A 19,390-nucleotide genomic window follows, 5' to 3' on the forward strand; every position below is an offset into this window, starting at 1 on the left:
GACAGATGCTGTCACTGGAACGGTTCAGGGCGCTGGCGCAGAGCTACGGCGCCGACTTGCCGCGCTGGCCGGAGGAATGGCGCGCCGGGGCTGCCGCGCTGCTGGCGGACTCGGCGGAGGCACGGCAGGTGCTGCGGGAGGCGCGCCGGCTCGACGCGCTGCTGCTCGAGGCCGGGCAGGCCGAAGCGGCGATGGGATGGAGCCCCGCCGAGGAGGACGCGGCCCTGGCCCGGTTGCGGGCGGTGGTGGCCGCGCGGATCGCGGCACCGCCGGCACGCCGGCGGCATGGCGCATGGGCATGGTCGCCTGTCCTGGCGTGGCCGGTGCCCGCCGGCGGCGCCGGGGCGATGCCGGCGTCCCTGCGCTGGGCGGGCATGGCGTTCGGCGGTGGCGCGGTGCTGCTGCTCGGCTTCTGGGTCGGGTGGCTGCAGACCGCCCCGCCCGGGCCGGGCGGCCTGGCCGGGCTGCTGCAGGCCGCGCCGTTCCAGGCCCTGGCCTGGTAGGGCGGCGCGGATGACCCTGCCACGGCATCCCGCGCCGCGCTGGCGGCGCTTCCTGCTGCCCGCCTCGTTGCTGCTCAACCTGTTCCTGGTGGCGGTCATCGTGGGACAGATGGCGCGCAGCGGCCTCGCCAGCCGGCCCCATCCCTCGCTGACCGGCGCGCTGGCGAAGGTGGAGGCGCTGTTCTCCGCCCAGGACGCGGCGGCCTTCCGTGCCGTCATCCGTCGCGACGCACCGGAGTTTGCCGGAGCGGCCCGGCAGATGCTGGAGGCACGCCAGAACCTCGAACATCTGGTCATCGCGGATCGTTACGACCCTGCCGCGGTCCGCGAGGGCGTCGTCATCTGGCGTCGCGCCTGGAACCACTTCTTCGACCGGTTCGGCGACACCCTGGTTGATGCCATGGCGCAGGTCTCGCCGGAGGGGCGACGCCGCCTGATCGCCGCGCGCCAGCGCTGGAACGCGATCAGTGAGATGCAACGGCTGGTGCAGCCGCTGCGCGACGGTTCCGGGCCGTCCGAGGCCGGATCGATACCCGACTAACCTGCCGCTTTCGAAAGGACGACGACGACGTGACTTCCTGCCCCGAGACTGCCCGGACCGGGACCTTCCCGGCCCGGTCCCTGGCTGCTGCCGGTGCGATCGGTGTGATGCTGGCGATGGTGTCACCGCCGTTGCACGCGCAATCGGATCCTGCCTCCCCGTCGGCCCCGGCTGCATCGCCGCAGCAAACCGTCACGAGCTGGAACGTCAATCTCGGCCTCGGCGTCGCCGCCCGGCCGGTCTATCCCGGCGCGAAGCGCTACGAGGCGTCCCCGGTGCCGATGCTGTCGGTACGCTATCGTGACACCGTGTTCCTCACGCCGGAGGGGCTCGGCATCAATCTCGTCAACTACAACGGCTTTCGCGCTGGTCCGCTGCTGAGCTATTTCGCGGGACGTGACCAGGGCGATGATGCCCGCCTCAACGGGCTGGGCGACATCCAGCCGAGCCTCGCCGCCGGTGCCTTCCTCGCCTACCGCTTCGACCCGTTCGAGGTCGCGGCCGAGCTGCGGCAGGCGGTCACCCATACCGGCAACGGATTGCTCGGCAGCGTGCGGGCGGATTACCGGACGCGGATTACCCCGCAGGCGGTGCTCACGCTCGGGCTCGACATGCATCTCGCCAATGGCAAGTACGAGCGGACCTGGTTCGGCGTCTCCGACCGGCAATCCGCGAATTCGGGCCTTCCCGTCTACACACCGGGCGGTGGCCTGCAGGATGTCGGCCTGCACGCCAACCTGACCTGGAACTGGTCGCGCCACATCGCCACGCATGTTTTCGTCGCGGTGAAGCAACTGGTGTCGGACGCCGCCGACAGCCCGATCGTCGAGCGCAAGACGCAGGTCATGGGCGGGGTCGGCCTTGGCTATCGCTTCTAGCGCAGGCCGGGCCACAGCGGGCCGATAAGCCGCCCGGGGGGCTCAGGCGCTCTCCCGGGCGGCGACCTCGAAGCCGATATCGATGACGCGGTCGGCCCGGCGCTTGCCGTTCAACTCGGCGAGGATGACCTCGGCGGCGATGCCACCGATGCGGCGGCGGTCGAAATGGATCGTGGTCAGCGCCGGCTGCAGCCAGGCGCTGTCGGCGAAATCGCCGAACCCCATGACCGCGACATCGCGCGGGACCACAAGGCCACGCTGCTGCGCCTCCAGCATGGCGCCATGGGCCAGCGGATCGACGGTGCAGAACACCGCTTCCGGCAAGGGGCCGGCTTCGGTGATCGCGGCGAAGGCGGCACGCCCGCCGCGCACCGTGCCCGGCGCCGCCGTCGGCTGTTGGAAGACCTCGCCCACGCCCTGCCCGGCGAGTTCGGCGAGGAACCCGTCGCGCCGCAGCATCGCGCGCCGGTCGGAGGCGGCGATGATGGCGAAGCGCCGGTAGCCCTTGCCGAGCAGGTATTTCGCCGCCGCCCGCCCGGTGGCTGTGTGTGAGAAACCGACGACGAGGTCGAGCGGCTTCTCCGTCAGTTCCCAGGCCTCGACCACCGGGATGCCGCTGCCCTGCAGGCGCCGCCGTGCCGAGGCGCTGTGCTCCGTGCCGATCAGGAACAGCGCGTCCGGGCGGCGGCTGAGCACCGCGTTGAGCAGTTCGTCCTCCCGCGATTGCCCGAAGCCGGAAATGCCCAGCAGCACTTCGTAGCCGGCCTCGCTCAGCCGGTCCGACAGGGCCTCGACCGCTTCGGCGAACATCGATGTGCCGATGCTGGGCACGATCGCCGCCACCAGCCGGCTGTGGCTGGAAGCCAGGCCGCCGGCGAGCAGGTTGGGGACGTAGCCCACCTTGTCGATCGCCTGGCGGACCAGCGCCAGCGTTTCCGGCAGCAGGGCATCGGGGGTGTTGATCGCGCGCGAGACGGTGACCGGTGCGACCCCGGCGACGCGGGCGACATCGGCGAGCGTCGCGGCCCCGCCGCCACGGGCCGGGCGGCGAGGGGGGACGGCACGGGGCGGGGAGGGAGTGCTCGGATCGGGCATGGCCGGCATACTCGGCGGCGGCACCGGTTCGGGCAACCGGGGCGGGCCGCCTGCCCACGTGCTGCGCGAAATTCCGGTCGGGATGAATGCGGATGCTGTTGCAACCGATTCATGGAAGCGCTACCATTCATTCATTGAGGCACTTTCAACAGCATTGACTCAAGGTCGATGCCTGAAAGGATAAAATTTGCTGGCACTCGGTAGGAAAAATTCCTGACAGAATCCGGTATCTGCTGCTCAGACTATCGCAATTTGATTTTTGCGATGCTTTGGCACGACTGATCGTATTCTGATTTTCTGATCAATGTAAAACGAACCGGCCGGGCCACGACGCCCGCCAGGACGATGCGTGTCAGCGCCTCGCGATGCCGCCGACACGAATCGCCCCCAACAAAGCGAGGACACGGTACATGCAAGGCCACATGGCCGCGGTCAGCGGTGTCATGCGGAAGACGCACGCGCGCTACGTTATCCTGGGACTGATCTTCATCGTCACCACCTTCAACTACGTCGACCGGGCCACGCTCTCGATCGCGGCCCCGGCGATGCGGGCCGAGCTGGGCTTCGACGCCATCACCATGGGGCTGGCGTTCTCGGCCTTCGGCTGGGCCTACACCGCCATGCAGATCCCCGGCGGCTGGGTGCTCGACCGCTACGGCGCCCCGCTGGTCTATGGCGTGGGCCTGCTGCTCTGGTCGGTCTTCACCTTCCTGCAGGGCTTCGTCGGCCACGTGACCGGCGCCTTCGTGCTGCTGTTCGCGTTGCGCTTCCTGATGGGGATCGCCGAATCACCGGCCTTCCCGGCCAACAGCCGCCTGACGGTGATGTGGTTCCCCAACCACGAGCGCGGGTTCGCGACCGCGGTGTTCCAGTCGGCGCAGTATTTCGCGCTCGCTGCCTTCACCCCGCTGATGACCTGGACGCTGCACGCCTTCAGCTGGCACGTGATCTTCTTCTGGACCGGCGCCGCCGGCGTGGTGCTTGGCCTGTTCTGGCTGGCCTATGTGCGCGAGCCGCGCCAGCACCCGGGCGTCAACCAGGCCGAGCTGGACTACATCCAGGCCGGCGGCGGGCTGCCGGACATGGCCGCCGCGCGCGAGGGCGTGCGCTGGGCGGAGGTGCGGGCGCTGGTTACCCACCGCATGCTGATCGGCATCTATATCGGCCAGTTCTGCCTGACCACCATCACCTGGTTCTTCCTGACCTGGTTCCCGACCTACCTGATGGAAGCCAAGGGCATGTCGATCCTGAAAGTGGGGCTGGTGGCCTCGATCCCGGCGATCGCGGGCTTCATCGGCGGCATGGCCGGTGGCACCTGGTCGGACTGGATGCTGCGCCGCGGCTGCAGCCTGACGCTCGCGCGCAAGCTGCCGATCATCACCGGCCTGCTGTTCTCCAGCAGCATCGTGCTGGCCAACTACGTGGAATCAACCGTCGTGGTCGTGCTGGTGATGAGCATCGCCTTCTTCGCCAAGGGCGTCGGCAATCTCGGCTGGTGCATCGTTGGCGACGTCTCGCCGAAGTCGATCATGGGCATCAGCGGCGGCATCTTCAATCTCTGCGGCAATCTCGCCAGCATCGTCACGCCGATCGTCATCGGCATCATCGTCAAGGAAATGGGCTCCTTCGACCTCGCCCTCGGCTACGTGGGCGCGCTCGCCCTGGTCGGCGCGCTGTCCTACCTCGTCGTGGTTGGCCCGCTGCACCGGCTGGAACTTGGTGAAAAAGCCGCCTGATCGTTTCTTTTTCGGACCAAAGGACAGAACCCCATGTCATCCACCCAGGAAACCGTGGCCTGGATCAGGCTGCATTCCACCTACCTGCCGCTCAAGACCCCGATCAGCGACGCCAAGGTGCTCACCGGCCGGCAGAAGCCGATGACCGAGATCGCCATCCTGTTCTGCGAGATCGAAACCACCGCCGGACAGCGCGGCCTCGGCTTCAGCTATTCCAAGCGGGCCGGCGGCCCCGGCCAGTTCGCGCACGCGAAGGAAATCGCCCCGGCCCTGCTCGGCGAGGACCCGAACGACATCGCCAAGGCCTGGGATAAGCTCAGCTGGGCCGGTGCCTCGGTCGGGCGCAGCGGCATCGCCGCCCAGGCGATCGGCGCCTTCGACGTGGCGTTGTGGGACCTCAAGGCACGACGCGCCGGATTGCCCCTGGCCAAGCTGCTCGGCGCGCAGCGGGATTCCGTGCGCTGCTACAACACCTCGGGCGGCTTCCTGCACACGCCGATCGAGCAGGTGATGGAAAACGCCACCGCCTCGCGCGCCCGCGGCATCGGCGGCATCAAGCTGAAAGTCGGCCAGCCCGACTGCGCCGCCGACATCGAGCGCCTGACCAGACTGCGCGCCCATCTCGGCGACAGCTTCCCGCTGATGGTGGACGCCAACCAGCAATGGGACCGCCCGACCGCGCAGCGCATGGGCCGCATCTTCGAACAGTTCAACCTGACCTGGATCGAGGAACCGCTCGACTGCTACGACGCCGCGGGGCACGCGGCGCTCGCCGCCTCGCTCGACACGCCGATCGCCACCGGCGAGATGCTGACCAGCGTGCACGAGCACTGGGAATTCATCCGCCAGGACGGCGCCGACTTCCTGATGCCTGATGCCCCGCGCGTCGGCGGCATCACGCCCTACCTGAAGGTGGCGACCCTGGCCGAGTTCGCGGGCATGCGCATCGCGCCCCACTTCTCCATGGAACTGCACATCCACCTCGCCGCCGCCATGCAGCGCGAGCCGTGGGTGGAACATTTCGAATGGCTGGAACCGCTGTTCAACGAAAGGCTGGAACTGCGCGACGGGCGCATGCTGGTGCCGACCCGGCCGGGACTGGGCGTCAGCATGAGCGAACAGGCCCTTGCCTGGACGCGCGAGAGCGCGGAGTTCGGGGCTCGGGCGTAAGGAAAGGCGAGGGCTCCGCCCTCGACCCGGTAGGGGCCACAAGGCCCCCTTGGTCCGCTTCGCGGCCCAAGCCCATTCGCGCTGCGCGGCAAAGAATGGGATCCAAGGGCCTCTGGCCCTTGGTGGAGGTCCAGGAGGCAAAGCCTCCTGGTGGGGCTTGGGGCAACGCCCCAACGCGGCGATATTATCTCCGCATCGATTTCATGGGGACGCCTCGTTGGAAGTGGTCACGGAAACCCTGGCGCTGCTGCTGGCGGCGGTGGCCGGGGGTCTCATTGTCCGGCTGGTGCCGCTGCCCTTGCCGCGCCCGCTGGTCCAGATCGCGCTGGGGGCCGCGATCGGCGCCGCGGGCGGGCTGCGCGTCGAGCTGCAGCCCGAGGTTTTCTTCCTGCTGTTCCTGCCGCCGCTGCTGTTCCTCGATGGCTGGCGTATCCCCAAGGAAGACATGCTGCGCGACTGGCGGCCCGTGCTGGGGCTGGCGCTTGGCCTCGTCGTCTTCAGCGTGGCCGGGATCGGCGCCCTGGTCCACGCCCTGGTCCCGGCCATGCCGCTGGCGGTGGCTTTCGCGCTGGCGGCGATCCTCTCGCCCACCGATCCGATCGCGGTGGCCGCCATCACCGCGCGCACGAAGCTGCCGAAGCGGCTGATGCACGTCCTGGAAGGCGAGGCGCTGCTCAACGATGCGTCCGGCCTGATCTGCTTCCGCTTCGCCGTGGCCGCCGCCCTGTCGGGCGGGTTCTCGCTGCTGGATGCAACGCTGAGCTTCCTGTGGGTCGCCACGTCGGGGCTGGCGGCGGGGGCCGCCTTCACCTGGCTGGTGACGCAGGGTCTGGCCTGGGTGAACCGCCGGAGCGGCGAGGAGATCGAAACGCTGATCCTGGTCAGCCTGCTCGGGCCGTTCGGCTCCTACATCCTCGCCGAATCCCTGCACGGGTCCGGCATCCTCGCCGCGGTGGCCTCCGGCGTGATGGTCAGCTTCATCGATGCCGAAGGCCTTGCCTCCGCCGCCGCACGCACCCGGATGAACGCGGTGTGGGACACGATCCAGTTCGCCGCCAATGGCGTCATCTTCGTCCTGCTGGGCGAGCAATTGCCCGTCATCCTGGGCCGTGCCGCAGAGACGGCGTGGCTGACCGGGCATGACGGCCCGTGGCGGCTGGCGTTCGACGTGCTGGCCATCACCGCCGGCATCGTCGCCCTGCGCTTCGCCTGGGTCTGGGTGTCGCTGCGCCTCGTGCTCTGGCGGGCGCGGCGGCGCGGCGTGGTGGCGCACCGGCCGCCCACCCGCCTGCTGGCCGCGGCGTCGCTGGCCGGGGTGCGCGGCGTCGTCACCCTCGCCGGCGTCATGACGCTGCCGGTGGCCTTGCCGGACGGCACCGCCTTTCCCGAACGCGACCTTGCCATTTTCCTGGCCATGGCGGTGATCGTGCTGTCGCTGGTCATCGCCAGCATCGGGTTGCCGCCGCTGCTGCGCGGCGTGCGGATGCCGCAGGAACTGTCGCACGCGGCCGAGGAGGACATGGCCCGGCTGGCGGCGGCGCGCGCGGGGCTGCGGGCGATCGAACGCGCCCAGGCCGCCCTGGCCCCCGGCCATGCCGGGGCGGAGACCTGGCGCGCGGCCATCGGCCGGATCATGGAGCTCTACCGTTCCCGCACCGGCGATCCCGCGGCGGAGGGCGCGGATCTGCTCCCGTCCCGCGAGGCCGAACGGATCGAGCGGACCTTGTTCGTCGCGGCCATCCAGGCGGAACGGGCGGAAATCTTCCGGTTGGCGCAGCGGCGCCGCATCGGCACGGAAACCGCCCGCAGGCTCGTGCAGGAACTCGACCTGCTGGAGGAAGGGGCGGGCGGGTCCGTGGGTGGCAAGGGCATTAATGGTAACAATGTAGTAAAATCCGAATTATCCTAAAATATATTTCCGTTAATCTGGAGAATTTTTGGAAACATTGCTACGAATCTGGCGTTGATTCAGAAAACAAACCTAGGGGAACAAGTCGTGTTTTTTGATCCTATTTTCATGCTGATGCTTGGAACGCTCGCGGCGGTTGGCTTGATTGCCTGGAGAGACCGGTCTGCTGAACGCTAAAAGGCTTAATATCCGCCGAAATACTGGATAAATGCTGGTGGGGAAGGGGGCTTCAGGCCCCCTTCTGCTTGCCCGGGCCCCTCGATTGGCGAGGCGTTCGACCACCAGGTCCAGCGGCGCCTCGCCGAGCGGGCGCGGCTGGCCGAGGCGGGGCGGCTCCTGCCCGAACCATCGCGACGCGCATGGCCCGCGGCAACCTGGTCGTGACCACCCGGTCCGACTGACCCGGAGGTCAGGGAAAAAGGGGCCGGGCACCGGCCCGGCCCGTCCTCCAGTCGCGGAAGAGGAAAGTGTCCGTGGTAGTCATGGACGACACCCGCCGGAAACGTTGGATCGACCACATAGTTCCGCAAGGGCTCCGAATGAGAATTTGCCGTGCTCTTCCGGTTCCGGCTTGCAATTTACATAAGAATTTTCTAATTTAGGAAAATATGATAAACGGAGCGGGTACGCGACGGCAGGGCAATGGCGGCGGGACTGGAAGCGAAAGCGGCCGAGGCGGCACGCCTGCTGCGGCTGTTGGCCAATGAGCGGCGCCTGCTGGTGCTGTGCCATCTGGTCGGCGCGGGAGAGATGACGGTGGGGGCCCTGGCCGATGTGGTCGGCCTCTCGCAATCCGCGCTGTCGCAGCACCTGGCCAGGTTGCGGGCCGATGGGCTGGTGGCCACCCGCAAGGAGGCACAGACGGTGTTCTACCGGCTGGCCGATCGCAAGGCGGCGCAAGTGCTTACGGTGCTGCGTGACCTTTATTGCCCGCCGGAAGGTTGATCCGCGCATCACTGGGAAAAGGGGAAGCCATGCTGACATCCATCACGCCGGAAGAAGCCGCCGGCAAACTGCGCGAGGGCGCCGTGCTGGTCGATGTGCGCGAGCCGGACGAGCATGCGCGTGAGCGCATTCCCGGTGCGCTCAACCTGCCGCTGTCGCGCCTCGGGGCGGCGGAGCCGGTGCTGCCGCCGGGACGGGCGGTGGTGTTCCATTGCCGCAGCGGTGCCCGCACCCAGGCCCATGCCGCCCGCCTCGCCGCCAGGGCGGGGGCCGGCCCGGCCTATGTGGTCGCGGGTGGGATCGACGCCTGGAAGCGGGCCGGCCTGCCGGTGGCCGCCGACCGGCGCCAGCCGCTGGAGCTGATGCGGCAGGTGCAGATCGCGGCGGGCACGCTGGTGGTGCTGGGGGTGGTGCTGGGGGCGCTGGTCTCGCCCTGGCTTTATGGGGTGTCGGCCTTCGTGGGCGCCGGCCTGGTCTTCGCCGGGGTCAGCGGCACCTGTGGCATGGCGGTGCTGCTGCGGCGCATGCCGTGGAACCGGCAGGTTCCCGACGGACGTCGCCACGACGTGCCGCCCCTGTCATGATCCGGGGCGGGATCGACTGAGAGGGATTCGCGTCATGTCATCACCCCGTCGCGCGGCCATGGCGTTGGCCGTGCTGGGGCTTGCTGCGGTTCTGGCCGGTTGCGTGCTGCCGCCCCCGCCGCCTCCGCCGCGGCATGGCTGGGGGCATGGCCCGGGCTATTACCAGCCGCCCCCGCCACCCCCACCCGAGTACGGGCCTTATCACGGCTATCGCCCGCCAGCCTGGTAGAAGCCGCCGGTGGCCGTTCAGGCGGCCCTGACGCGGGCGAGGAACGTCTCGACCTGATGGCGCAACTGCCCGGACCGGTCCGAAAGGCCGGAGGCGCCGGCCAGCACGTCGTTCGCCGCGTCATCCACCCGCCGTGAGGCATCCGACAGCCCCGCCGCCTGGCCAGAGACCCCGGCGGTGTCGGCGGCGGCGGCGGTGACATGGGTGGCGATCTCGCGCGTGGTGCTGCCCTGCTGCCCGACCGCGACGGCCACCGCGGCGGAGAGTCGGTTTACCTCGGCGATGGTGTCGGTGATGGCGCGCAGCGCTGCCACCGCTTCGCCGGTGGCGCCCTGGATCCGGGTGACCTGCCCGGCGATGTCGGCGGTTGCCCGCGCGGTCTGGCCGGCCAGATTCTTGACCTCGCCGGCCACCACGGCGAAGCCGCGGCCGGCCTCGCCGGCACGGGCGGCCTCGATGGTGGCGTTCAGGGCCAGCAGGTTGGTCTGGCTGGCGATGTTCTGGATCAGTGTCACCACGTCGCCGATCCGCTCGGCCGCCTGGGCGAGACCGGCGACCGTCCCGTCCGCCTGCCGTGCCGCCTCGGCCGCGCGCGTGCTGGCGGTGGCGGTCTCGGTGATGCGGCGGGAGATCTCGCCAACCGAGGCGCTGAGTTCCTCGGCGGCGGCGGCGACGGCGCCGACCTTGCCGCTGGCGTGCCCGGCGGTGTCGCGCATCGTCGCGGTCTGGCGGAACGCCGCCTCCGCCGTTGCCGACAGGGCCCGCGCGGTTTCCTCCATGCCGGAAGCCGCCTGCGCCACCGCCGCGACGATGCCGCCGACTTCGCCCTCGAACGCATCGGCCAGGCCGTGCAGGGCGGCCTTCTGTGCGGTCGCGGCATCCGCCCGGGTCCGTTCCTCGGTGGCGCGCAGGCGTGCGCTCTCCGCCAGGCCCTGGCGGCAGATCTCGGTCGAGCGGGCCATCGCCCCGAGTTCGTCGCCCCGGTCCGTGCCGGCGACGGCGCCGGCGAGATCGCCCGCGGCGATCCGGCCCAGGGCCTGGACCAGCCCGGCCACCGGGCGGGTGATGGAGAGCGCGATCAGGATGGCAAGCCCGCAGCCGACCAGCGCGGCCAGCGTCGTGGTCCGGGTCACCACGGCGAAGACATCCCCGGCCGCGACGGTGGCGTGGTCGAGCGCGGTCTCGCCGTCGTGCACGGCCCCGGTGCTCAGGGCGGTGATGGCCTTGGTGAGTGTCTGTCCGGCCCGTCCTGCCTCGGCGTAGGCGGTGTCGAGCGCGCGGCTTTCCGCCATCCCGGCCAGCGCCGCCTCGCCCAGAGCCTGCAGCCGCGGACGCAGCGCGGCTGCCAGCTCGGCCTCCGGCGCCCTGCCGAGGGCGGGCAGCACCGCGTCAAGCTCCTGCAGCGCCCGCGCCGCCTCGGCGGTGACGATCTGGCCCTGGCCCTGGTCGCGCGTGGCGAAGTGACGTGCCTGGAAGGTCAACACGGCGGTGATGGCCTCGTCGATCTGCACGACCGCTTCCGCCTCCCTGGCCCCGCGGGCGGCGAGATCCCCGAGCAAGGTGTGCACCAGGCTGCCGACCACCGCCCCTTCCCGTGTCACGATGCCATTGGCGATCTGGCGTGCCTGCGAATGTGTCATCAGGCGGGTGATGGTGGCCTCATAGCTCGCGAGCTGTCCGGCGAGCGCCTCGCTGCCGGGCATGCCGCTGAGGGCGGCGAGGCGTTGCTTCACCTCGGCGATGGTCTGCTCGGCGGCGCGCCGGTCGGTCTCGGCCTCGCTGACCAGGAATCGGAACGCCCCGGTACGCATCAGCGTGGCGGCGGCACTGAGGTCGGTGGCCATCTGGGTCTGCCGCGCCGATTCCTGCGCGGTGACGATGGCCTGCCGGATCGTCTGGATGCCGCCGCCGGCGAGCACCGCGGAGAACACGAGCAGAGCCAGTGGGATGGCGAAGCCGCCGAAGATGCGCGGACGAATGCCGAGGGCGAGGGCCATGAGGGGAGCTTTCAGGACGAGGCGGCGAGGAAGGCTTGCGGGAAGAGGTAGCGCGGTTCGCAGGGTGTTGATTCAGGAAGGCCGCCAAGGCGCCGCCGTCGCCAGGCAGAGGCGGACGAGGGTATTGGCATTAAATTATCCACATTTCGCATAGCCAATGAGAGGCAAACATGAAAGCATAATTTCCTCTGAATGACGTGTTTGGCCCGCTGGTGTGACGCTCGGGGGACGGTTCCGGCCGGCGTTCCTCGCCGGGGCCACGAGGCGGCGCGGCATACGCTGCCGGCCCGGGCAGGGGGAAGAAACGCCGGCGAATGTTTCGATTCTCCTGGCTTGCGCTCTGGCATTTCGCATAGAAACATCCCTTCTGCCCTCTGTAGAACAAATCGCTCTCCGGAAGATCTTCGTGACCTCCGCCCGTCTCTTGCATGCGCTTCGCATGGCGGTGAGATGCCTTGCCCTGGTGCGTTCGTTCGCGGGATCGGCGCCGCCCTTGGCCGATCGCACCGTTACGCGCACCGTCACGATCCTGGCCGGGCTGGCGGCAACGGCCTTCGCCCTGGCACCGCCTATTTCTGCGTTTTTCGCAAACTATTCCGACCTGCATGGCGCGCTGCGCACGAGCGCGCGGTTGCACGCGGCGGAGGTGGCGATCCTGGCGCATCAGAACCCCGCGTTCTGGCATTTCGACGGGGCGCGCGTCTCCGCCGCGATCCCCGCCGACGAGGACGAGGCGGAACCGGCGCAGGAGCGCCGGCGCGTCTACGACCGTACCGGGCGGCTGGTCCTGGAATCGGTGCCGTCGGAGGACCTGGCCTGGCCGGTGCTCTCACGCCGCGCGCGGATCATGGACGGGCGGACATGGCTGGGCGAGGCCGAGGTTTCCCGCTCGTTCCGCACCCCTTTGCTGGAGACGCTGCTGCTCGGCGCGGGCTCGGCGCTGGCGGGCACGCTGCTGTTCATCGTGCTGCGCGTCATTCCGTTGCGTCTGCTCAACCAGGCCCTGGCGCGCGCGAGCTATCTTGCGGCGCATGACCTGCTGACCGGCCTGCCCAATCGGGGCCTGTTCGCCGACCGGCTGGAACAGGCCCTGGCCCTGGCCCGGCGCGAGGGCGGCAAGGTCGCGGTGCTGTGCCTGGATCTCGATCGCTTCAAGGAAGTGAACGACACCCTGGGCCACGCCGCCGGCGACCAGTTGCTGCGCACCGTGACGGCACGGCTGCGCGCCTGCCTGCGCGAGAGCGACACCCTGGCCCGGCTCGGCGGCGACGAGTTCGCGGTGATCCAGCCGCGGGCGCGCCAGCCCGACGACGCGCAGAGGCTGTCGCACCGGTTGATCGCCGCGCTCGAGGATCCGATCAACCTGAACGGCCAGCAGGCGAGCGTGGGGGTAAGCATCGGCATCGCCTTCGGCGGCGGCGAAAGCGAGCCCGGGCAGATGCTGAAGAACGCGGACGTGGCGCTGTACCAGGCCAAGGAGGCCGGCCGCGGCGGCTTCTGCTTCTTCGCCCCGGAGATGAACGCGCGGCTGATGGAGCGGCGGGCCATGGAACTCGACCTGCGCTCCGCCATGGCCAATGGCGAGCTGTTCCTGCACTACCAGCCGCAGGTGGACGTGCGCACCGGCGCGGTGATCGGGGCCGAGGCGCTGCTGCGCTGGAACCGTCCCGGATACGGGCCGATCCCGCCCACCCATTTCATCGCCCTCGCCGAGGAGATCGGCATGGTCGGCCCGATCGGCGCCTGGGTGCTGCAGGAAGCCTGCCGCGTCGCCGCCACCTGGCCGGATCCGATCGGCGTCGCCGTCAACGTCTCGCCGGTGCAGTTCCGCCAGCCCGGCTTCCACGCCACGCTGGAAGCCGCCCTGCGGGCCTCCGGTCTCGCGCCCTCGCGGCTGGAACTGGAGATCACCGAGGGCGTGCTGCTGCACAATACCGACGCGACCCTCGCCGGGCTGAACCGCATCCGGGCCCTGGGCGTGCGCATCGCCATGGATGATTTCGGCACCGGCCATTCGAGCCTGGGCTACCTGCAGAAATTCCGCTTCGACAAGCTCAAGATCGACCGCAGCTTCGTCGAGACCCTCGACGGGGACGCCAACGCCGCCGCCATCGTGCGCGCCGTGGTCGGGCTGAGCGAGGCGCTCGGCCTGACGGCGAATGCCGAGGGGGTGGAAACCGCCGCACAGGTGGCGCTGCTGCGCGCCGAGGGCTGCACCGAGGTGCAGGGCTACCTGTTCGGCCGGCCGATGCCGGCCGAGGCGTTCGGGCAATTGCTGCGGGCCGGCGGCACCGTGCCGCGCTGAACGTTATTGCAAAAGAACAATCTTTTACAGGAATAAATTATTCCGGGTGCATGACAGTCGCGTCGTGGAATGCCAATGTGGCGCCGGCGCCGACAGATCTGTTGGTGGACCGTTCCGACACACAGCATCTGGAGGCACCATGGACCAGGGCATCGCCTGTCTCGACAAGCCGGGCCGCAGCGCGCCGGCGGGCGATTGCGTCGTCGAGGCGATGCGCGAGGCCATGCGCCGCCGCTGGCGGGAGGCGGAGGCGGCGCCCCGGGCACAGCGGCAGGCGTTGGCGCGGGCAGCCCGGCTGATCGCCGAGATCACCCTGGGGCGGGGCTCCGCCGCGCATCTCGACAGCCTCGACCACCTCGCCCGGGAGCTCGGTGCGCATGACGCCAAGGCGGCGGAGATGCTGGCCGCCTCGCTCGCGACCTCGCGGGAGGCGTGGGTCGCGCATGCGCTGAAGGGCGACTGTCCGGACGGTACCTGCCTGCGCTCCCGCGCCGCGCCCTGCCGCACCGCGTGCCCGGCTGATATCGATATCCCTGGCTTCCTCGCCCATATCGCCCGGCGCGAATACGACGACTCGCTGCAGGTGATCGCCGAGGACAACCCGCTGCCGCATTCCTGCGGCCTGGTCTGCCCGGCCCCCTGCGAGGATGCCTGCCTGCGCGGCGCCACCGGGTCGGCGTTGTTCATCCGCCCGCTGAAGGCGCTGGTGGCGGAGCAAAGCCGCCGCCCGGTGCCGCCGGCGCGGCCCGCCCCGACCGGGCGGCGCATCGCGGTGGTCGGGTCCGGCCCGGCCGGTCTGACCGTCGCCTATTACCTCGCGGTCAAGGGCCACCAAGTGGAGATCTTCGAGGCGCGCGAGCAGGCCGGCGGCATGATGCGCTACGGCATCCCGGCCTACCGGCTGCCGCCGGCGATCCTGGACGCCGAGATCGAGCACATCCGGCGCGCCGGTGTGACCATCCGTACCGGCCATGCCATCCGCACCGCGGCGGACCTGCGCGCGCAGGGCTTCGATGCGGTCTACCTGGCGCTCGGCCTGCAATTGTCGCGGCGCACCGGCATCCCCGGCGAGGACCTGCCCTTCGTGCGCGGCGCCACGGATTTCCTGGCCAGCGTGGCGCGGGGGGAGGATCCGCGGGTCGGCCCGCGCGTGCTGGTGATCGGTGGCGGCAACACCGCGGTGGATGCGGCGATGACGGCGCTGCGCCAGGGCGCGCGGCAGGTGACCATGGTCTACCGGCGGCGCCGTGCCGAGATGCCGGCCGCGCCGCACGAGCTGGCGCTGGCGCTGGCCGAAGGCGTGGAGATCCGCGACCTGTGGGTGCCGGAGCAGGTGCTGCCGGACCGGCGGGTGGTGTTCCGCCGTTCGCCCAATGCCACCGAGGCGGAACGGCGCGAGGGCGGCGAGACGCTGACGCTGGAGGTCGATCACGTGCTGGCCGGGGTGGGGCAGGAAGCGGCGCTGTCCTGCCTGGACGGGACGCGGGTGGAGATCCGCTCCGGCTACATCGTCGCCGATCCGGTGACCGCCGCCACCGCCGAGCCGGGGATCTATGCCGGCGGCGACGTGGCGCATGGCGCGAGCACCGTGGTGGCGGCGGTGCGCGCCGGCAAGACCGCGGCGGCCTCGATCGATGCCTTCGTCATGGGGCGGCCGGCGGCAGCCCCGGCGCCCCGCCCGATCGTGCCGATGGTGGCGACCGACGCGGTGCAGCGCAGCGTCCGGCTGCGTCCGGCGATGCCGCAGCGCGTGGCGCATGAACGGCGCGGCAACTACTCGCCGATCGAACTCGGGCTGACCGAGGCGGATGCGCGGCGCGAGGCCAGCCGCTGCCTGCGTTGCGACGCCTGCATCGGCTGCGGCCTGTGCGAGCTGGTGTGCAGCGAACTGGGCACCGAGGCGCTGCACATGGAGGAAGCGGCGGGCGGGCGGCTGGTGTTCGACGACTTCACCCATCCCTCGCGCAGTTGCATCGGCTGCGGCGCCTGCGCCGCCGCCTGTCCCACCGGGGCCATCCGCATCGAGGACGAGGGCGGCAGCCGGGCTACCGTGATCACCGGCACCGTGGTGTGCCGCCAGCCGATGCTCACCTGCGAGTCCTGCGGAAAATACTACGTCACCGCGGCACAGTTCGGCCGTGTCGGGGCGCGGTTGCACGGCGGTGGGGGATTGCATCGGGTGTGCCCTGATTGCGCCCGTGCCCAGGCGGCGCGGCGGAAGGCTTGCTGAAGGCCAGGGGGCCCCTGCACCCCGGGTGTGCTGCGCGGCGGGTTCCAAGGGCTTTGCCCTTGGTGGAGGTCCAGGAGGCAAGGCCTCCTGGCGGGGGCGGGGCAGCGCCCCGCGATGCGTCCTACCGCGCCTCTACGGCGATGACGGCGGTTTGCGCCGGCGCCTGGTCATGTTCCCACGGCCGCGAATAGGACAGCCGCAGTTCGGAGGCGCCCGCCGTCTGTGCATGGAAGCGGAAGCTGTGCTCGCCGCCCGAGCCGACCCAGCCCCGCTGCGGGATGGCCTGCGGCAGGTAATCGCTTCCGACCAGCGTCAGGATGCCGGACTGGTCGACATGCCAGGAGTAGCCCGTGCTGGGGTTCTCCGCGAGCCGGACCACGAGGTGGTCGCCGATGGCAAGGGCGGCCCGGGCCAGCCCGGACGCAAGCATCGCTTCGGTGACGACATAGTCGGTCATGCCGAACTCTCCAAACCGGCCAATCCACCGGCATGCTGGCGCAGTGATTGATCAATGTAAAGATCTTGTCCGACGACCGCCGCCACGGTGGTGTCATTTGCACTTGTGGCCGGATCGAAGTAATGCGGCAATCATGATATAAATAATACGCGGAAGGAAGCGTCATGCGGGTGGTGCGCGGGACGTCGGCGGCGGACCGTCTGGACGGCAGCCCAGGCGATGACCTTATCCTGGCCTATCGCAGCAATGACACCGTCTTCGGCGACGGTCGCGACATCCTCACCGTCAATGGCGGCAACGACGTCATCCTCGGCGGCGACGGCGCCGACAGCCTGGTCGGCGATGCCATGAACGGACCGACGCCGCGCTTCCCCGACGACATGGTATCCGACAGCCCGCTTCCCGGCCGGAACCTGATTCTGGGGGAAGCCGGCGCGGACACCATCACCGCCGGTTTCGGCGCGGATACCGTCCTGGGCGGGGCGGGCAACGACGTCATCAGGGGAGTCGGCAGCTTCGGGGGCAGCCCGAGCGCGTTCGAGGCCTTCGATGCGCTCGACGGCGACGACGTGCTGCAGGGCGAGGCCGGGGATGACAGCATCGATGGCGGGGGCGGGCGCGACGTCATCCTCGGCGGGGAAGGCAACGACACGCTCCGGGGCGGTTACGGCGCCGATATCCTCACCGGCGGGGCCGGCAACGACCGTTTCGTCTTCACCCGCGGCCTCTTTGGCAGTGTCGATACCGGGGTGGGGCCGGGCCAGCGCGACCTCGTCACCGATTTTCAGCAGGGACGGGATGTCCTGGACCTGTCGGGCTACAGGAATCATTCCCTTCCGCCCGGACAGCAGGCCCCCCGCTTCCTCGGCACCCGACCGTTCACGGCCAGTTTCGCCCTGCAACTCCGCTACGACATCCTGCCCAACGGGCACACCTTGATCCAGGTCGCGTCCATCTACGGATACCCGGGGGCGGATGTCCGGCCGGAGGTTCCGGCGCGACCGCTGGCGGAAATCGAGCTGATGGACAGCCTGCACCTGACCGTCGCCGATTTCGGCACGACCTTTGCCTGATCACCGGCCGGGCAGCAGCACGACCAGCTTGTGGTCGGGCAGGGCGGCCGGGATGAAGGTGACCTGTTCGTAGCGCAGCACGCCGTCCTGCGGGTGGTTGAAGCTGCGCGCGCCGCCCTCGCGGGCCAGCACGGCATGGTCGTTCCAGAACCCGGCGAAGGCGGGGCTCGCCCGCCGCAAGTCCTCGACGAGCTGCCGCAGCCCGGGATCGTCGGGGTGGTGGGCGGTGTCGGCGCGGAACTCCGCGAGCAGCCGGCGGGCCCGGTCCGGCCAGTCGCAGATGAAGGCGCGCGCGGCGGGATCGAGGAAGACCCAGCGCAGCAGGCAGGGCTCGCCGCTGTCGAGCCAGGGGGCGAAGAGCCGGGCCGCCCCGTCGTTGCAGCCGCGGGCGCGCCAGTGCCGGTCGAGCAGGTAGCACGGCGCCGCCATTATCCGCAGCGCCTCCAGCAGCTCGGGCGGGGCGGCGTCCGGGGGCGGTCCGGCGGCGGGTGGCGCGGGGTCGCGTCGGCGTGCCAGCTCGAACAGGTAGGCCCGTTCCGCCGCGCTCAGCCGCAGCGCCTCCGCCAGCCGTGCCAGGGCGCCGGCGGAGAGGGCGATGTCACGCCCCTGCTCGACCCAGCTGTACCAGGTGGTGCTGATGCCGCAGAGCTGCGCCACTTCCTCCCGCCGCAACCCCGGGGTGCGGCGGCGGGGCGTCGCCGGCAGCCCGGCCGCCGCGGGGGCCAGGGCCTCGCGGTGGCGGCGGAGGAAGGCGCCGAGCAGGCGCCGCTGGTCGGCCGGCAGCAACATGGGGGAACAAGATATACCAGGATAACTGCCCCACTTATACCGGGGCCACCGGCGGCGGAAGAATGGGAGGCTTCTTCAGGAGGGCGGGCCGTGAGCACATCCGGACAGAATTACGTCGCCGCGCAATACGCGCCGCGGGCGCAGGACTATGTCACCAGTGCCGTGCACAGCGGCGGCGAGGATCTCGACCAGATCGAGGCGGCGCTGCGCGGGCAGGGGGCGGCGCGGGTGCTCGACCTCGGCTGTGGCGGCGGCCATGTCAGCTATCGCGTGGCGCCGCATGTCGCCCATGTGGTTGCCTGCGACGTGACCGCGACCATGCTGGAGGCGGTCGCCGCGACGGCGGCGGGGCGGGGCCTCGGCAACATCTCGGTGCAGCAGGCGGCGGCCGAGCGCCTGCCCTTCGCGGAGGCGTGCTTCGATGTGGTGCTGTGCCGGTTCACCACGCATCACTGGCAGGACATGGAAGCCGGGCTGCGCGAGGCGCGGCGGGTGCTGAAGCCGGGCGGCCGTGCCATCTTCGTCGATGTCGTCGCCTCCGCCGACCGCACGCTCGATACGCATCTGCAGACGGTCGAGCTGTTGCGCGACGTGTCGCATGTGCGCGACTACAGCCTGGTGGAATGGGTGGCGGCGCTGGCGCGCGCGGGCTTTGCCGTCGAGGGCGTGACCTTGCGGCGGCTGCGGATGGAATTCCCGGTCTGGGTCGCGCGCACCCGCACGCCGCCGCTGCACGCGCAGGCGATCCGGTCGCTGCAGGATGGCGCACCCGTCGCGGTGCGGGCGCATTTCGCTATCGGGGCGGATGGCAGTTTCGACATCGAGGCGGCAACGCTGGTGGTGCGGGCGGGGTGATGTTCGCGCCCGGGGCGCTTCTCCACGGCACCGGCAGCGTCACCTGGTTGAATGACATCGATAACATTTGCCCAAAACCGCCAGATACCAAGGC

Annotated in this window: 18 protein-coding genes; 14 read left to right on the forward strand and 4 right to left on the reverse strand. The window is 70.2% G+C overall.

Annotated elements, in window-relative coordinates:
- Positions 1-5 precede the first annotated feature (5 nt).
- From NBY65_RS15790 to NBY65_RS15800, 3 genes are read left to right on the forward strand one after another with little or no spacing between them, the layout of a single operon-like run.
- Positions 6-503 carry a hypothetical protein gene (locus NBY65_RS15790; protein WP_162530406.1) on the forward strand — a complete coding sequence of 166 codons (498 nt, stop codon included), beginning with the start codon at positions 6-8 and terminating at the stop codon, positions 501-503.
- A 10-nt stretch (positions 504-513) separates the two neighbouring features.
- Positions 514-1,044, forward strand: coding sequence for a periplasmic heavy metal sensor (locus NBY65_RS15795; protein WP_162530407.1), 531 nt, complete (start codon positions 514-516; stop codon positions 1,042-1,044).
- Between the two features lie 29 nt (positions 1,045-1,073).
- Positions 1,074-1,922 (forward strand): MipA/OmpV family protein, encoded by an 849-nt coding sequence (locus NBY65_RS15800; protein WP_150039240.1) that lies wholly within the window; start codon positions 1,074-1,076, stop codon positions 1,920-1,922.
- Positions 1,923-1,964: 42 nt separating this feature from the next.
- Here NBY65_RS15800 and NBY65_RS15805 read toward each other — a convergent pair whose 3' ends face one another.
- The gene (locus NBY65_RS15805; RefSeq protein WP_150039241.1) at positions 1,965-3,017 is read right to left on the reverse strand and encodes a LacI family DNA-binding transcriptional regulator; all 1,053 of its coding nucleotides are present in this window, start codon (positions 3,015-3,017) and stop codon (positions 1,965-1,967) included.
- Here NBY65_RS15805 and NBY65_RS15810 point away from each other — a divergent pair.
- From NBY65_RS15810 to NBY65_RS15840, 7 genes are all read left to right on the forward strand, one after another.
- On the forward strand, positions 3,016-3,201 hold the full coding sequence (locus NBY65_RS15810; protein WP_150039242.1) for a hypothetical protein: 186 nt from the start codon (positions 3,016-3,018) through the stop codon (positions 3,199-3,201). The genes NBY65_RS15805 and NBY65_RS15810 overlap by 2 nt on opposite strands.
- 226 nt (positions 3,202-3,427) lie before the next feature.
- Positions 3,428-4,753, forward strand: a complete 1,326-nt coding sequence (locus NBY65_RS15815) for an MFS transporter (protein ID WP_150039243.1) — start codon at positions 3,428-3,430, stop codon at positions 4,751-4,753.
- A gap of 33 nt (positions 4,754-4,786) precedes the next feature.
- Positions 4,787-5,923, forward strand: a complete 1,137-nt coding sequence (locus NBY65_RS15820) for an L-talarate/galactarate dehydratase (protein ID WP_150039244.1) — start codon at positions 4,787-4,789, stop codon at positions 5,921-5,923.
- Between the two features lie 223 nt (positions 5,924-6,146).
- Positions 6,147-7,832, forward strand: coding sequence for a Na+/H+ antiporter (locus tag NBY65_RS15825; protein ID WP_239002670.1), 1,686 nt, complete (start codon positions 6,147-6,149; stop codon positions 7,830-7,832).
- 642 nt (positions 7,833-8,474) lie between these two features.
- Entirely contained in the window at positions 8,475-8,777 is a 303-nt protein-coding gene (locus tag NBY65_RS15830; RefSeq protein ID WP_150039246.1) for an ArsR/SmtB family transcription factor, read from the forward strand.
- A gap of 29 nt (positions 8,778-8,806) precedes the next feature.
- Complete coding sequence (locus NBY65_RS15835; protein WP_150039247.1) at positions 8,807-9,361, forward strand: rhodanese family protein; 555 nt, start codon at positions 8,807-8,809, stop codon at positions 9,359-9,361.
- A 34-nt stretch (positions 9,362-9,395) separates the two neighbouring features.
- A complete protein-coding gene (locus tag NBY65_RS15840; RefSeq protein WP_150039248.1) occupies positions 9,396-9,590 on the forward strand; it encodes a hypothetical protein in 195 nt (64 codons plus the stop codon).
- 17 nt (positions 9,591-9,607) lie between these two features.
- On the opposite strand, the gene NBY65_RS15845 is transcribed toward NBY65_RS15840, so the two are convergent.
- Positions 9,608-11,587, reverse strand: a complete 1,980-nt coding sequence (locus tag NBY65_RS15845; RefSeq protein ID WP_162530408.1) for a methyl-accepting chemotaxis protein — start codon at positions 11,585-11,587, stop codon at positions 9,608-9,610.
- Positions 11,588-12,080: 493 nt separating this feature from the next.
- Between NBY65_RS15845 and NBY65_RS15850 the strand changes: the two genes are divergently transcribed.
- Both NBY65_RS15850 and NBY65_RS15855 read left to right on the forward strand, forming a co-directional pair.
- Positions 12,081-13,892 carry a putative bifunctional diguanylate cyclase/phosphodiesterase gene (locus tag NBY65_RS15850; protein WP_162530409.1) on the forward strand — a complete coding sequence of 604 codons (1,812 nt, stop codon included), beginning with the start codon at positions 12,081-12,083 and terminating at the stop codon, positions 13,890-13,892.
- 139 nt (positions 13,893-14,031) lie between these two features.
- Positions 14,032-16,122, forward strand: coding sequence for an FAD-dependent oxidoreductase (locus NBY65_RS15855; protein WP_150039250.1), 2,091 nt, complete (start codon positions 14,032-14,034; stop codon positions 16,120-16,122).
- A 121-nt stretch (positions 16,123-16,243) separates the two neighbouring features.
- Here the strand turns inward: NBY65_RS15855 and NBY65_RS15860 are convergent, their stop codons facing one another.
- Positions 16,244-16,579, reverse strand: a complete 336-nt coding sequence (locus tag NBY65_RS15860) for a protease inhibitor I42 family protein (RefSeq protein WP_150039251.1) — start codon at positions 16,577-16,579, stop codon at positions 16,244-16,246.
- A gap of 164 nt (positions 16,580-16,743) precedes the next feature.
- Between NBY65_RS15860 and NBY65_RS15865 the strand changes: the two genes are divergently transcribed.
- The gene (locus tag NBY65_RS15865; protein WP_150039252.1) at positions 16,744-17,652 is read left to right on the forward strand and encodes a calcium-binding protein; all 909 of its coding nucleotides are present in this window, start codon (positions 16,744-16,746) and stop codon (positions 17,650-17,652) included.
- On the opposite strand, the gene NBY65_RS15870 is transcribed toward NBY65_RS15865, so the two are convergent.
- Complete coding sequence (locus NBY65_RS15870) at positions 17,653-18,441, reverse strand: helix-turn-helix transcriptional regulator (protein ID WP_150039253.1); 789 nt, start codon at positions 18,439-18,441, stop codon at positions 17,653-17,655.
- Between the two features lie 90 nt (positions 18,442-18,531).
- Between NBY65_RS15870 and NBY65_RS15875 the strand changes: the two genes are divergently transcribed.
- On the forward strand, positions 18,532-19,296 hold the full coding sequence (locus NBY65_RS15875) for a class I SAM-dependent methyltransferase (protein ID WP_150039254.1): 765 nt from the start codon (positions 18,532-18,534) through the stop codon (positions 19,294-19,296).
- Positions 19,297-19,390 lie beyond the last annotated feature (94 nt).

The sequence above is a fragment of the Rhodovastum atsumiense genome (genome assembly GCF_937425535.1).
Taxonomy (GTDB): domain Bacteria; phylum Pseudomonadota; class Alphaproteobacteria; order Acetobacterales; family Acetobacteraceae; genus Rhodovastum; species Rhodovastum atsumiense.